This is a genomic window from Rhodococcus sp. KRD197 (assembly GCF_017168235.1).
In the GTDB taxonomy this organism is placed as follows: domain Bacteria; phylum Actinomycetota; class Actinomycetes; order Mycobacteriales; family Mycobacteriaceae; genus Rhodococcoides.
Genome location: NZ_JABFAO010000011.1, coordinates 52,489 through 66,623, shown reverse-complemented (window position 1 = coordinate 66,623; position 14,135 = coordinate 52,489). Strand labels below are relative to the sequence as shown.

Sequence of the window (14,135 nt, the reverse complement as noted above, 5' to 3'; positions counted from 1 at the left end):
CCTTGCCTTCCACACCGTCCGAGCACCCGAAAGGTCCGTATAACCGCGAGTATTGCAGCGCAAACGTCGCAGGTCACGAAGGGGTGCGCGAGTCACCAGGGGGACGGCGAGAAGTCCTTCAGAAACTGGCCGTACAGATCCACACCGAGTTCGCCCTGAACGATGGGGTCGTAGACGCGCGCAGCACCGTCGACGAGGTCGAGTGGTGCGTGGAACCCTTCGTCCGCGAGTCGCATCTTGGTGTGGTGTGGGCGCTCGTCGGTGATCCAGCCGGTGTCCACGGCGCTCATCAGGATTCCGTTCTCACGCATTTCCTTCGCGCTCGTCCTGGTCAGCATGTTCAACGCGGCCTTGGCCATGTTCGTGTGGGGGTGCCCCGGGCCTTTGTACGCCCGGCTGAACTGGCCTTCCATCGCGGAAACGTTGACGATGTACTTCCGCCGAGACGGTGATGCTTCCATCGCAGCTCGCAGGCGCGATACCAGAATGAACGGGGCGACCGAATTGCACAGTTGGACTTCGAGGAGTTCGACCGGATCCACCTGATCCACGGTGTGGATCCAACTGTTCGTCTCCGCCAGGTCGGGGACCAGGCCGCCGGCATCGATGGCAATACCCTGTTCGATGCGTTCGGCGGTCGCCGAACCGGCAAGCAGAGCAAGTGAACTCACCGACTCCGCCATACTCGCGTCGACGGCGCCGCCGATCTCGACCGGGGTTTGCGGAAGAGAAGTCGCAAGCGAGCTGGGATGAGCCTCGCTGGTCTTACCGAAGGTGATGACCTCGGCGCCGACGCCCTCGGGCAACGCGAGAGCCTCCGCATCGATCAGTGCGCTGTACGACCCGGCGGAGCGCTTGACCGTCTGTGCCGCGTTGTTGATCAGTATGTCGAGTGGACCTTCGGCCGCCACCGAGTCGGCGAGCGCGACCACCTGAGCCGGGTCCCGCAGGTCGATTCCGACGACTCTGAGTCGATGCATCCACCGGTCACTGTCGTCCATAGCCGAGAAGCGCCGAATCGCATCTTTGGGGAAACGTGTGGTGATGGTGGTGTGGGCGCCGTCGCGCAGAAGGCGCAGCGCGATGTACATGCCGATCTTCGCCCGTCCGCCTGTCAGCAGTGCTCGCCGCCCCGACAGATCCGTCCTCGCGTCACGCTTGCTTCGATTGAGCTCCGCGCAGTCGGGGCACAGTTGGTGATAGAACGCGTCGACGAGGGTGTATCGCTGCTTGCAGATGTAGCACGGTCGCGGGCGAACCAGCGTTCCGGCGTATTCACCGGATGCTCGCGCGGTCAGCGACAACCCTGCTGTCTCGTCGTCGATCCGTTCCGGCGAGCCTGTCGCGGTGGCAGCCACCACGGCCCGGTCCGCTTCCGAAATGGCGGTCCGAGCCGCAACTCGGCGCGACTTCTTCAAGTTCTTGAACATCCGGCCCGATGCTCGTTGCACCGCAATCGAATCGGGATGGCTGCTGTCGAGTTCTCCGACCTGCTGCAGCACGCGCAGGCACGTCGCCAGGTCTGCCGGATCCACCGACCGACCGTCCGAAGCATCATCGTGCGCGGGTGCGGTCATGAAAGCTGTCCTTTCGGGCGGGCTCTGCAGCTCGGGTTGGACCGACAGACGAGACAAGCCCCGATTCGCGAAGAATCGGGGCTTGTCTCGTCTGTCTCAACACAGAACTTGCGGATCGTGATTCGATCGCTGGTGTCCGAGGGGGGACTTGAACCCCCACGTCCGTTAATAGGACACTAGCACCTCAAGCTAGCGCGTCTGCCATTCCGCCACTCGGACCAGTTCATGCTCTGCCGCAGCTGCTCGCTGCGTGCTGGACAAAGATATACGACACGATGCCGAACGCCCAAATCCGCACGTCAGTTCGTACGTGGAACGTCGGTGGGTGGTAGGAACAAGGTGTGTCTCCTGCCGATGAAGCCGATAGAACCCCCGAGAAATTCGCACGTACCTCCGCGCTCGACGAGGTTGTCGACCTCGTCAGTGCCCTTATTCGATTCGACACCTCGAACACCGGTGAACTCGAGACCACCAAGGGTGAGAAGGAGTGCGCCGAGTGGGTGGCGCACAAGCTGGCCGAGGTCGGCTACGAGACCGAGTACGTCGAATCCGGAGCGCCGGGACGCGGCAACGTGTTCGCGACGCTCGCGGGCGCCGATCCTGCTCGCGGAACGCTGCTGATCCACGGCCACCTCGATGTGGTGCCCGCAGAACCGGCTGACTGGAGCGTGCATCCGTTCTCCGGCGCGGTCGAGGACGGCTACGTCTGGGGCCGGGGTGCGGTGGACATGAAGGACATGGTCGGGATGGCCCTCGCGTTGGCGCGCCAGTTCAAGTCGAACGGGACGGTGCCGCCGCGTCCCATCATGTTCGCCTTCCTCGCCGACGAAGAGAACGGTGGGCGGTGGGGATCCCATTGGTTGGTGGAGAACCGTCCGGATCTCTTCGAGGGTGTCACCGAGGCAGTGGGGGAGGTCGGTGGTTTCTCGCTGACCGTCGCTCGGCCCGACGGTACCGAGAAACGCCTCTACATGGTCGAGACAGCCGAGAAGGGCCTCGGTTGGATGAAGCTGACCGCGAAGGCGCGGGCCGGGCACGGCTCGTTCCTGCACGATGAGAACGCGGTCACCTATCTCGCCGAAGCCGTCGCGAAACTCGGCAATCACACTTTTCCGTTGGTGATCTCCGATTCGGTGGCGGAATTCCTGTCCGCGGTGGCCGAGGAAACCGGTCTGGACTTCGACCCGGCGTCCCCGGATCTGGACGGAACGCTGCGCAAGCTCGGAAGCATCGCACGCATCGTGGGTGCGACGCTGCGCGATACCGCCAATCCGACGATGTTGAAGGCCGGCTACAAGGCAAACGTGATTCCGCAGACGGCCGAGGCAGTGATCGACTGCCGCGTCGTTCCCGGTAGGCAGGCGGAGTTCGAGCGCGAGGTCGACGAACTGATCGGTCCCAACGTCGAGCGGGAGTGGATCACCGCCCTCGACTCGTACGAGACCACCTTCGACGGCCATCTCGTCGACGCCATGAACGCTGCAGTGCTCGCACACGACGAGAACGGTCGGACTGTTCCGTACATGCTGTCGGGCGGGACCGATGCAAAGGCTTTCGCGAAGCTGGGTATTCGGTGCTTCGGGTTCGCACCGCTCAAGCTGCCTCCCGAGCTAGATTTCGCTGCCCTGTTCCACGGTGTCGACGAGCGTGTGCCGGTGGAGTCACTCGAGTTCGGTACACAGGTGTTGGAACACTTCCTGCTCCACAGCTGAGAATGACTCACGCTGCGGAACGACCATGAAGAAAGTACCGAAAGGAATGTCGATGACTTACGACCCCTACGAAGCGCTACCTGTCCTACCCTCGTTCGAACTCACTTCGGAGGACCTCACGGAAGGCGCGACGCTCGCCGGTCAGCAGGTCAGCGGAATCATGGGCGCCGGAGGACACGACGCGTCGCCGCAGCTTTCTTGGTCCGGGTTCCCGGACGGGACCAAGAGCTTCGCGGTTACCGTCTTCGATCCGGACGCGCCGACGGGGTCCGGCTTCTGGCACTGGGCCGTTGCGAACATCCCGGTCACCACAACATCACTCGTCTCGGGTGCCGGGGACGACACCGGAACCGGGGTCCCTGCCACTGCGGTTACGTTGAAGAACGACGCGGGTCTGTTCCGGTACATCGGTGCGGCCCCGCCGGCCGGGCACGGACCGCATCGATACATCTTCGCGGTGCACGCTGTCGATGTGGACCGCTTGGAGGTCGACGAGACGGCGACGCCTGCGTATCTCGGGTTCAACCTGTTCTCGCACGCCATCGGCCGTGCCCTGCTGACCGGTGTGTACGAGGCCTGACAGGCTTCGACCGGCGGCGATGGCCTGGATGTCGCTGCCGGTGCGGGTTCGCCGGTCAGCGCACTCCCGCGCCCACTGCCTCGCCGACCGATGCGAAGCCCGCGGCCCGAACCCGTGCTGCGATGCCTCGATTGATGGACCGCATCCAGAACGGCCCGCCGTAGATGAATCCTGTGTACCCCTGGACCAGCGATGCGCCACTCAGAATGCGTTCCCAGGCCTGATCCGCAGTCTCGATTCCGCCGACCGAGACGATTGCGATCTGCGAACCGACCCGGCCGTAGAGTCTGCGCAGAACCGCCAGCGACCGGTCGGCGAGCGGTGCGCCCGACAGTCCACCCGCTCCGATGCTTTCGATGGTGTCGGCGTCGGTGTGGAGGCCGGTTCGACCGATCGTGGTGTTGGTGGCGACGATGCCGTCGAGCCCGAGTTCGACGGCGAGATCTGCGACCGCGTCGATGTCGTCCTCGGAAAGATCGGGTGCGATCTTGACCAGAACGGGCACGGTCGCTACCTGCTGTACGGCGATGAGAATCGGCCGCAGCGATTCGACCGCTTGTAGGTCACGTAGACCAGGGGTGTTGGGTGAGCTGACGTTGACGACGAGGAAGTCCGCGAGAGGACCCAGCAGAGTAGCGCTGACGGTGTAGTCGTCCGCGGCCTGCGCCGCAGGCGTCACCTTGGTCTTGCCGATGTTGGCGCCGATCGGGATTCCGCCGCGCCGAGTGCGCAGAGTGTTCGCTGCACTCCCTGCGCCGTGATTGTTGAAGCCCATGCGGTTCACCAGAGCCCGGTCGGCGGGCAACCGAAACAGTCTGGGAGCGGGATTCCCCGGTTGCGCCTGAGCCGTCACAGTGCCGATCTCGGCGAATCCGAAACCCATGGGTCCCCAGACATCGACACCGTCGGCGTTCTTGTCGAAGCCAGCGGCGAGCCCGAGGGGCGCGGGAAAATCGACTCCGAACACGGTGTTTCTCAGTACCGGGTCTTTCACCGCCAGGATTCGCGCAACGAGTGAGCGCAACGGGCCGAGTGAGGTGGCTGCCCGCATTGCCGAGAACGCGAGATGGTGAACGCGTTCGGGCGGGAGCAGAAACATCAATCGGAGAACAGCGCGATACACGGTTTGACCCACAGTCCTACTTTCTTCTTCAGAGGCCCGGATCCGGGACATGATGCGCGGTCTTTTTGCGTTTGAGGAGGACCTTGCGGCTGCCATCGGTGTACAGGCGCACACGGGAGAGCTCCCAGCCGCCGAACTCGGCCTGGATGGCGAGCCGCATCGATGCGGTCACCCGGGTCACGTCGGGTGGCAACTTCAGCGGGACGTACTCCCAGTCGTCCGAAGCCGACTCCCATTCCGCCGGCATCCGGCTGCGCACGCTCTTGTTCTTCGACACCGTGGCTGCTGCCTCTTTTCGCTCGCGTGGTCGGGGACGAGAAGGCTCAGACCACGCCCTCGACCGAAATGCGTTGCAGTCCGCTTCCCGATGCCGACCCGACGAACAATGTGCCCGTTTCACTGTCCACGGCGATGGAATCCGGCTGCCTCACCGTGGCGAACCTGCCCACTTCGACGGGAATTCCCGTGTCCAACGTGTATCCGACCACCTGGTTGTCTCCCGGGGTGCTCACCCAGACCACGTTCGTGACGTCATCGTAGGTGACCGCCCACGGCTGTGCGCCGACTGGGAAACGCTGTCGGAGCAGAAGGTCGTCGGACGAGAATACGAGAAGCTCGCTCCCTGCGGCGTCGGTGACCAGAATGCGCCCGAAGTTGTCGGTGTCGAGTTTCGCCGCGCCGGTACCGGCGCGCAGGGCGATCGAGAGTGACTCGGCTTCGATGTCGATCTGGGTCAGCGAAGTCTGTCGTCGGTCCAGTGCCGCCATTCCGAATTCGGTCACGGCCAAGGCGTCCACGGACGTCAAGCCGTCGACAACCTGTGACTCGTTCGTGGCCGGGTCGATCATGTGAATCGAACCACGATCGTCCCCGGCAGCGATGCGCCCGTCGTTCAGCATCGCGGCGCTGAGCAGATTTCCGTCGACACTCAGAATGTCGATGGAGCCGTCGCCGATATCGGCGCTCGAGCTGCGGAGATCCACCCGCGCGAGTTGGTCCTGCATCGGCAACAGAACAGAGCCGTCGCCGACGGTCACGATGTCGGATGCCGCCGCGGGCAGCGTGATCACTCTCGGCGCCGCGTCGGCCCGGTCGGCGTCGAACACTTGCATCGACCTCGAATCGTCCGTCAGCGCAACGACACTGCGCGTCGAGGCGTCGAATGTGGTGGAATGCAGACCGGAGGGGGACGAAGTGATCGAACCGCTCGGGGGAGCGGAAATCTCGGGCGAATCGATGCCGTCGAGCGGTTGCAGGCTGGCAGGATCGAATCCGTCCGCACCGTTGTCGCCGGAACATCCGACAGCCAACAGACACGCCGATACGGATGCGACCACGACGAGCATTCGCCGTGACGTGGGTCTGTCTTCCATCAATCCAGCTCCAATGGTGCGCTCGGTACGAGAATGGGTCGTCGGTTCAGACTGCCTGATCGGGTCCCGGGCGACACTCCCGGACCACCGAAACGGTCGGGGTGCACCGGCGGCGTACCGTGTCATACGGGGAAACACGAGGAGTCCAGTTGGATACCGAGGAGATTACTAGCGGCGTCGAGGCCGGGTTCAGACCTGGACGACCGTCCAAGGATGCACGATTCACCGTCGAGCAGATCACCACCGGCCCGCACGCGAGCGGGTTCGGGTCCACCGACGATTGTCGCCCCTTCTCGTTTCGCGTCCGCAAGAGCACTCTGTACCTGGAGCTGTATCGCGCTGATCTGAACACTGCGATGCCCGACAGTTCCGATGTCACCGCTGTGTCGGAGCAGTCGGTGACCGAGATCGATCTGACCGACGAACGCAGCATCGTCGCGGCGGTTCGCGACGCCGTCGGCACCGCCGAGGAACTCGGCACCGGCTCGCGAGACTCTTCGGCCGTGCGAACCCTGCTCGATCGCGTGGATTCGCTCATCAAGATCATCTAGTTCTCGCAGGCCGGGTGCGCACAGGAAGCACGAGAAGCTCACCAGTGACCGGGTGGTCGAACACCTCTACGGGATAGCCGTAGACACGTGTCAGGCGCCGTGCATCGAAGACTTCTCGCGGCGTTCCGACCGCGTCGATCCGCCCGTTGTGCAGAACCGCAATCCGGTCCGCGTACGCCGCCGCGAGTGCCAGATCGTGCAAGACCACGACGACGGCATCGGCGTTCGCCGCCCGCGCGCGTGCCACAGCCATCACTGTTTCCTGATGTCCGAGATCGAGCGCCGCGGTCGGTTCGTCGAGAAGGATGGTCGATGTTCGCTGGGCCAGTACCCGCGCCAGTGACACCCGGGCACGTTCACCGCCGGAGAGTGCAGCGAAGGGTCGGTCCGCGAACCGTTCCACATCGCAGTCGGCCATCGCGCGCACGACTGCAGCGTCGTCGTCCACCGCTTGCGGCGTCCGTTGCCACGGTGACCGGCCCATTCGGACGACTTGCTCGGCCGTGAACGAGAATCCGACGGTGTGTTGCTGCGGCAGGACGGCGCGACGCCTCGCGAGTCGAAGATCCGACCACGTGCGCACTTGGCAACCGTGAATCTCGACGCTGCCCGAGCTGGGTGCGAGTTCACCGGCCAGTACCGCGAGCAGAGTCGACTTTCCTGCGCCGTTGGGGCCCACGAGCGCGAGCACTTCACCGGCGACGACGGTCAGGTCGACGGAATCGAGAACAGCACGTCCGGATCGTTCCGCGCCGACACTGCGCGCCTGCATCGTCACGAAACCGGGGGTGACCGACGCGATCTCGTCGGGGCAGCGGGTGAACAGGTTCATGCCCATCCACCTTGCTGTGCGCGGGTGCGCCGCAACATCCAGAAGAAGAACGGCGCGCCGATCAGTGACGTGATCATGCCGAGTGGCATGTCGACGTTGTCGACGAGGGTACGGGCGAGCAGGTCGGAGGCGAGCAGGACGGCGGCCCCACAGAGCGCACTGGCGGGCACCAGAATGCGATGAGCCGGTCCGAGGATCATGCGCATCAGATGAGGGACTACCAGACCGACGAACAAGATGATGCCGGTGAACGCGACACCCGATGCCACGAGCACGGCAACGACGACGATGGCGAACTGTCGAAGTCGTTCCACGTTCACTCCGAGATGGCGGGCCACGCTCTCGCCGAGTGCGAGCAGATCGAGTCGGTGAGAGATGGCGATCGACGCGCCGATGCCCACGGCGGCGAGCGGGGCGACCACGGACACTGCTTGCCAGGTGGCACCGGCCAGCGAGCCGAGTTGCCAGAACACGATCTGTTCGCGTGCGGCGGGCGAGGCGACGAAGGTGAAGAACGCGATGAGTCCTCCAGCGAATGCGTTGATCGCGACGCCGGTGAGGATCAGTGTGACCACCTCGGTGCGGCCCCCACCGCGTGCGAGGGAGTACACGAGAATAGTCGTCACGAGCCCGCCTGCGAATGCTGCTGCCGCTACCGTCCACACGCCGGAGAACGCGCTTCCCAGCACGAACACCGACGAGGCCCCCACTGCCGCACCGGAGGAGACTCCGATGACTCCGGGCTCGGCCAACGGGTTCGCGAACACGCCCTGCAAGAGCGCTCCAGCGCAGCCGAGACTTGCTCCGACGACCGCGCCGAGCACGACTCTCGGGAAACGGACCTGCCACAGCGTCACGTCCCCGCTGGGATGGGCAGGCATCGGACCGATGTCCAGTCCGAGTCGGTGAAAAACACTGCCCAGCACCTCGGCAGGCGTCGTCGGAACCTGTCCGATGCATGCAGAGAACACGGCCAGCGCGACACACAGTAGGACGAGAGCACCGAATACCAGCGTCGTCCGTGCGCGGTGTCGACTCACGTCGCCGGTTCGTAAACGGCTCTGGCCAGGGCATCCAACACTTTGCCCGTGTTGGGTCCGAAGCTCAGTATCACTCCGTCGGCCATGTCGACGATCCGCTGAGACCGACCTGCTGGTGTCTGGGCAATGCCGGGGATCTGCTCGAGCCCTTCGACACCGCCGATGGAGTCGAGGCCTCCGGTCATCATGAGAATCACATCGGGGCCGGCAGCGATGAGGGCCTCGCTGGTGACTGGAACGAACTGCGCCGTGAGACCGGAGGCTGTGCCGGCGTCCTCGGCGCCGAGGGCTTCGACAAGTTCGTCGGCTCCCGAGCCGGGGCCTGCCAGCATCTTGATCGCTGGACCGCGCATGTACAGAAAGGCGATTTTCACTGGGTTTTCGCCCCTGGGTGCCAGTTCACGCGCCCGCGCGATCTCCTCTGCGGTCCTGGCAGCGAGAGATTCGCCCTCCGCGGATACTCCGAGTGCGTCGGCGACGGCTTGGATCTGGGCCGATACCCCATCCAGCGTGCGCGAAGGATCGAAATACACCACGGGGATTCCCGCGGCACGCAATTGCTCCTGCACGGCTCGGGGACCGATGCTGGTGTCTGTGAGAACAACGGTTGGATCGAGCGCAAGGATGCCCTCCGCGCTCATCGAATGCCCACCTGGCGTCACGTCGGCGACATCGGCGACCGCCGGGAACTCCGCTGCGCTGTCCCGACCGACCAGATTGTCTCCGAGTCCCAGTGCGTAGACCGTGGTCGTCAGCGTCCCGTACTGATCGGCCGCGACGATACGGCTGGTGTCGGTGACGGTGACATCGGTGCCGTCGAAGCTGCGCACGGTAGCGGGGAGTTGGGCCGCGGGGGACGAGGTGATGGGTTCGGGATCAGGGTCGGTGAGCACTGCGGTCCGCGGTCCGACCGTCTCGGAGGACAGTGCGGGCTCCGGTCCGGCGCACGCGACGAGCAAGCACAGTGTCGTCGCGGTGATCGTGACCGTCGCCACACGAGGGAAAGCCGTCTTCACGTTCACGCAGACAAGGTTAGCCTGTGCAGGGTTAGCCGCTGACGTCGTCGAGAGCCGACGCTATCGCCGACGGAAGTTCCAGCTCCTCGGATACCAGAATTCCAGTGAGTTGAGCGAGGTCACGCGCGCCGACGATGGCCGAGCTGATACCGGGCCGGTCGCGCGCCCAGGCCAGCGCAACCGCCAAGGGCGAGGTCTTCAATCCGCTGGCCGCGGTGACTGCTGCATCGACCACGTTTTCGGCGGTGTCGGTCAAATATCCCCGGATCCACTCCGCATGCGCGTCGTCGGCCCCACGGGAGTCCGCCGGGGTGCCCTTCCGATACTTGCCCGTCAGAACACCGCCTGCCAGCGGCACGGCAGCCAGCACCCCCACACCGTGGTGGTCGGCTGCAGGCAATAGTTCGTCCTCGACGCCGCGCGCGAGCAGCGAGTATTCCGCCTGCGTCGCGATGATGCGACCCGCTCCGGCGGCACCGGAGGCGGTAGCGAGCTGCCATCCCAGGTATCCGCGCGCACCGACGTAGCGGGCCTTGCCGCTGGTGACGGCGTAGTCGAGCGTCGAGGCAACCTCGTCGACCGGAGTGTGCGGGTCCCAGGCAGCGATCTGCCACAGGTCGAGGTGGTCGGTGCCGAGCTCGGCGAGCGTCGCGTCGAGCTGATCGAGCAGGGCGCGTCGTGAACAGTCGATCCGTGAGCGACCGCCGCGAATCGAGATTCCGGCGGCGCTGCTGACGATCAGTTCGCGGCGCGGGACGACGTCGTCGAGCACCTCGGCGAGCACCCGTTGCGCGCGACCCTCGCCGTAGGCCGGCGACGTGTCGATCAGGGTTCCACCGGCTTCGGCGAAGGCCGCGAGCTGCGCGGCAGCGTCGTCTCCGTCGGTGCCGCTGCCCCACCCCAGCGTCCCGAGGCCGAGTCTGGACACACGCAGGCCACTCGAGCCGACAGATCTCTGCTTCATCGTTGTGAAAACTTTCCTCTACGGTCGTCGGACGCGGAGGCGCCAGGTGAGGACAGTAGTGTGCCGATCGGCTACGTGCGAGCCTGCCGCGCCGTTCACGGCAGCTCGGAAGTCCGACTCTCGTGCGGTGCGCACTGCATCTTCCGAGTACGGTCATGGCCGTGAATTCAGTTGACGGCGTGCGCCGCATCCATCGCTACGGGAGGCCCGCCCTCACTTCGGCGGGCACCGCGACGGCCACCGGACTCGTGGGAGCGGTCGAGCTGTGATCGGTGAATCCATGACCTGGGTGCAGGCCATAGTGCTGGGAGCGGTGCAGGGACTGACCGAATTCCTGCCGATTTCCTCCTCTGGCCACCTCCGAATCGTCTCCGAGGTCTTCTTCGGCGATGATGCAGGAGCGTCGTTCACCGCGGTGAGCCAACTCGGAACCGAAGCTGCGGTACTGCTGTTCTTCTGGCGCGACATAGCTCGCATCGTGCGGGCGTGGTTCGTGGGTCTGCGCCACGCGTCCGAACGAAACCTCGACTATCGGCTCGGATGGTATGTGATCATCGCCACCATTCCGATCGGGATATTGGGGATCCTGTTCAAGGATCAGATTCGAACAGGGGCTCGCAATCTGTGGCTGATCGCCACCATGCTGATCGTGTTCGCGATCGTCATCGCTCTCGCTGAATACGTCGGCACCAAGCGTCGGCCGATCGAGAAAATCACCACTCGAGACGGAATCGTCATGGGGTTCTCGCAGTGCCTGGCGTTGATCCCGGGTGTATCCCGATCCGGCGCCACCACGAGCGCCGGGCTGTTCATGGGTCTCGATCGAGAAGCGGCTGTCCGATTCTCGTTTCTGCTGGCGATTCCAGCCGTGACAGCCTCGGGGCTGTTCTCGCTTCCCGACGCGTTCGCGCCCGCCGGCGAAGGACTCAACGCGTCCGGTCCGCAGCTGCTCGTGGCTACCGTGGTCGCCTTCGCCCTGGGATATGCATCGATCGCCTGGCTCCTGAAGTTCGTGGTCAATCACTCGCTGTATTGGTTCGTCGGCTACCGGATTGCACTCGGAGCTGCAGTGATGGCACTGCTCGCTACCGGAGTCGTGTCTGCGACCTGACCGCGCTGCGACCGTAGGCTGGTGTCATGACGGTGATCCTGTTGCGGCACGGCCGCTCGACCTCAAACACGGCCGGAACGCTCGCAGGACGGTCACCGGGCGTCGATCTGGACGAGCGGGGACGCGAGCAGGTGGCGCTGGTCACCGAACGGTTGGGGTCACTCCCGATCGAAGAGATCGTGCGCTCGCCGTTGCAGCGATGCGAGCAGACCGTCCGGCCCCTCTCCGAACGCAGGGGGCTTGCCCCGGTGGTGGACGATCGGCTGGCGGAAGTCGATTATGGATCATGGACGGGCCGCACCATCAAGGAGTTGCTCTCCGAGCCGTTGTGGAAGGTCGTTCAGCAACATCCGTCCGCGGCCGTGTTTCCCGGCGGCGAGGCTCTGGCTCACATGCAGGTCCGTGCCGTCACGGCTGTCCGTGAGCACGACGCACGACTCGCCGAGGAGTACGGCCGGGACGTGTTGTGGGTGGCGTGTTCGCACGGCGATGTGATCAAGTCGATCGTCGCCGATGCAGTCGGCTGCCACCTCGACGCATTCCAGCGCATCGTCGCCGACCCCGCATCGATCAGCGTGATCAGGTACACCGCCACGCGGTCTTTCGTGCTACGCACGAACGACACCGGCTCAGATCTCTCCAGCCTGGCACCAGCTCCGGCGGCGGCCACGGACGGCAATGCCGAGCGGGACGGGGCCGCGCCATCGAATTCCGACGCAGTTCCCGGCGGCGGTTCCGGAACGTAGCGCCGAGATAGCGGATAATGGCGAACAGGGACCCGAACGAGGGGTTCTTCGATACGAGACGCAGGAGGTGCAATGCCGCGCGCAATACATGTTTTCCGCACCCCTGATCGATTTGTTGCGGGGACCGTGGGTGAACCCGGCGACCGATCGTTCTTCCTCCAGGCCGTGCACGACGCCCGGGTGGTATCGGTAGCGCTCGAGAAGCAGCAGGTGCAGGTTCTCGCCGACCGAATGGGACTGCTGCTCGAAGAGGTGCATCGGCGTTTCGGGGCCGAAGTGCCGCCGGAGGAGACACAGGTCGGCGACACCAGTCCTTTGCTGACGCCCATCGACACCGAGTTCAGAGTCGGCACGATGGGACTGGGTTGGGACGCGGACGCAAACGCTGTCGTGGTCGAACTGCTCGCGATCACCGAGACGGAGATCGACGAATCGGTGGTACTCGACGATACGGAGGAGGGACCGGACGCGGTGCGCGTCTTTCTCACGCCGATCCAGGCCCGCGAGTTCGCGCTGCGATCCGAACGGGTCATCGCAGCCGGACGTGCACCATGCCCGCTCTGCGGACAGCCCCTGGCACAGGAAGGGCACATCTGCATCAGGACCAACGGGTACCGGCGCGATGCAACTTTCGGTTCGGCGGCCGAACTCGGAGAAGAGCTTTGACCGATGGCCGCCCCCCGTTCGAGGGGCGTCACATCATGGAAACCGGTGAACTCATCGTGGTCGGACGCATCGTGTCCGCGAGTAATACGACACTCGTGTGCGATGCGACCGCCCCCAGTGCATCCGACGCCGAGACGGCGCCTGCTCCGGTGCGGTGTGTCTACAAGCCGGTTCGAGGCGAAGTTCCGCTGTGGGACTTTCCGGAGGGGACCCTGGCCGGACGGGAAGTCGCGTCGTATGAGATCTCCGACGCCCTGGGATGGGGCGTGGTTCCGACGACGGTCCTGCGTGACGGTCCGCTCGGACCTGGCATGGTGCAACGCTGGATAGACACTCCGGAACGACATGGCGAACACGGCGACCGAGTGGGTCTGATCGACATTTGCCCGCCCGACAGGATCCCGTCGGGCTGGATTCCGATTCTGCGGGCGTACGACGGCGACGGGGAAGAAGTCGCGCTGGTGCACGCGGATGACCCCAGACTCTCGCGCATGGCGGTTCTCGACGTCATCCTCAACAATGCGGACCGCAAGGGCGGACACGCACTGGAAGGGCTCGACGGGTACGTCTACGGAGTCGATCACGGCATCTGCCTACATAGTGAAGACAAGCTGCGCACCGTGCTGTGGGGTTGGGCCGGAACAACCGTCGATGATGCGTTGATGGCGGACATCGTGTCCTTCGTGGACTCGTTCGCCGCCGACGTCGAGCCTCGATTGAGGGGCCACATCACCGAGCAGGAGATCGAAGCGCTGCTCGGCCGAGCCTGTGCGTTGATCGCGATGCCGGTGATGCCCGAGCCTCGATCGAGCCGGCCGATACCGTGGCCTGCGTTCTGAAGTCT

General features: G+C 64.7%; 15 protein-coding genes and 1 tRNA gene. 7 read left to right on the top strand and 9 right to left on the bottom strand.

The features are described from left to right. Positions 1-92 precede the first annotated feature (92 nt). On the bottom strand, positions 93-1,577 hold the full coding sequence (locus tag J1M86_RS16105; RefSeq protein ID WP_206510637.1) for an SDR family oxidoreductase: 1,485 nt from the start codon (positions 1,575-1,577) through the stop codon (positions 93-95). A 130-nt stretch (positions 1,578-1,707) separates the two neighbouring features. Further along, positions 1,708-1,796 (bottom strand) — tRNA-Leu (locus J1M86_RS16100). 122 nt (positions 1,797-1,918) lie between these two features. On the opposite strand from J1M86_RS16100, the gene J1M86_RS16095 reads away from it, so the two are divergent. Then, positions 1,919-3,289: a M20/M25/M40 family metallo-hydrolase gene (locus J1M86_RS16095; RefSeq protein ID WP_075839730.1), complete on the top strand. Its 1,371-nt coding sequence runs from the start codon at positions 1,919-1,921 to the stop codon at positions 3,287-3,289. Between the two features lie 52 nt (positions 3,290-3,341). Continuing rightward, positions 3,342-3,869 (top strand): YbhB/YbcL family Raf kinase inhibitor-like protein, encoded by a 528-nt coding sequence (locus J1M86_RS16090; protein ID WP_206510636.1) that lies wholly within the window; start codon positions 3,342-3,344, stop codon positions 3,867-3,869. 55 nt (positions 3,870-3,924) lie between these two features. On the opposite strand, the gene J1M86_RS16085 is transcribed toward J1M86_RS16090, so the two are convergent. The 3 genes from J1M86_RS16085 to J1M86_RS16075 form a co-directional block, all read right to left on the bottom strand. Beyond that, positions 3,925-4,992 (bottom strand): quinone-dependent dihydroorotate dehydrogenase, encoded by a 1,068-nt coding sequence (locus tag J1M86_RS16085; RefSeq protein ID WP_075839765.1) that lies wholly within the window; start codon positions 4,990-4,992, stop codon positions 3,925-3,927. 28 nt (positions 4,993-5,020) lie between these two features. Then, positions 5,021-5,239: a DUF5703 family protein gene (locus tag J1M86_RS16080; RefSeq protein ID WP_075839766.1), complete on the bottom strand. Its 219-nt coding sequence runs from the start codon at positions 5,237-5,239 to the stop codon at positions 5,021-5,023. 76 nt (positions 5,240-5,315) lie between these two features. Then, the gene (locus tag J1M86_RS16075) at positions 5,316-6,365 is read right to left on the bottom strand and encodes a hypothetical protein (protein WP_241260171.1); all 1,050 of its coding nucleotides are present in this window, start codon (positions 6,363-6,365) and stop codon (positions 5,316-5,318) included. 149 nt (positions 6,366-6,514) lie between these two features. On the opposite strand from J1M86_RS16075, the gene J1M86_RS16070 reads away from it, so the two are divergent. Beyond that, positions 6,515-6,916 carry a hypothetical protein gene (locus J1M86_RS16070; RefSeq protein WP_230556318.1) on the top strand — a complete coding sequence of 134 codons (402 nt, stop codon included), beginning with the start codon at positions 6,515-6,517 and terminating at the stop codon, positions 6,914-6,916. Here the strand turns inward: J1M86_RS16070 and J1M86_RS16065 are convergent. The 4 genes from J1M86_RS16065 to J1M86_RS16050 all read right to left on the bottom strand — a co-directional run bounded on the left by J1M86_RS16065 (position 6,909) and on the right by J1M86_RS16050 (position 10,768). Next, positions 6,909-7,754, bottom strand: a complete 846-nt coding sequence (locus J1M86_RS16065; protein WP_206510635.1) for a heme ABC transporter ATP-binding protein — start codon at positions 7,752-7,754, stop codon at positions 6,909-6,911. The genes J1M86_RS16070 and J1M86_RS16065 overlap by 8 nt on opposite strands. Next, positions 7,745-8,761, bottom strand: a complete 1,017-nt coding sequence (locus tag J1M86_RS16060) for an iron ABC transporter permease (RefSeq protein WP_241260231.1) — start codon at positions 8,759-8,761, stop codon at positions 7,745-7,747. The genes J1M86_RS16065 and J1M86_RS16060 overlap by 10 nt, the downstream gene beginning before the upstream one ends. Before the next feature lie 23 nt (positions 8,762-8,784). Then, positions 8,785-9,747, bottom strand: a complete 963-nt coding sequence (locus J1M86_RS16055; RefSeq protein WP_241260230.1) for a hemin ABC transporter substrate-binding protein — start codon at positions 9,745-9,747, stop codon at positions 8,785-8,787. A gap of 88 nt (positions 9,748-9,835) precedes the next feature. Next, positions 9,836-10,768, bottom strand: a complete 933-nt coding sequence (locus J1M86_RS16050; protein ID WP_206510634.1) for an aldo/keto reductase — start codon at positions 10,766-10,768, stop codon at positions 9,836-9,838. Positions 10,769-11,036: 268 nt separating this feature from the next. Here J1M86_RS16050 and J1M86_RS16045 point away from each other — a divergent pair, with 268 nt between their 5' ends. The 4 genes from J1M86_RS16045 to J1M86_RS16030 all read left to right on the top strand — a co-directional run bounded on the left by J1M86_RS16045 (position 11,037) and on the right by J1M86_RS16030 (position 14,130). Continuing rightward, positions 11,037-11,879 carry an undecaprenyl-diphosphate phosphatase gene (locus tag J1M86_RS16045; protein ID WP_206511076.1) on the top strand — a complete coding sequence of 281 codons (843 nt, stop codon included), beginning with the start codon at positions 11,037-11,039 and terminating at the stop codon, positions 11,877-11,879. 26 nt (positions 11,880-11,905) lie between these two features. Then, the gene (locus J1M86_RS16040) at positions 11,906-12,625 is read left to right on the top strand and encodes a histidine phosphatase family protein (protein WP_075839735.1); all 720 of its coding nucleotides are present in this window, start codon (positions 11,906-11,908) and stop codon (positions 12,623-12,625) included. 72 nt (positions 12,626-12,697) lie between these two features. Continuing rightward, complete coding sequence (locus J1M86_RS16035) at positions 12,698-13,291, top strand: DUF3090 domain-containing protein (protein ID WP_075839736.1); 594 nt, start codon at positions 12,698-12,700, stop codon at positions 13,289-13,291. A 35-nt stretch (positions 13,292-13,326) separates the two neighbouring features. Next, positions 13,327-14,130 carry an SCO1664 family protein gene (locus tag J1M86_RS16030; RefSeq protein WP_206511075.1) on the top strand — a complete coding sequence of 268 codons (804 nt, stop codon included), beginning with the start codon at positions 13,327-13,329 and terminating at the stop codon, positions 14,128-14,130. Positions 14,131-14,135 lie beyond the last annotated feature (5 nt).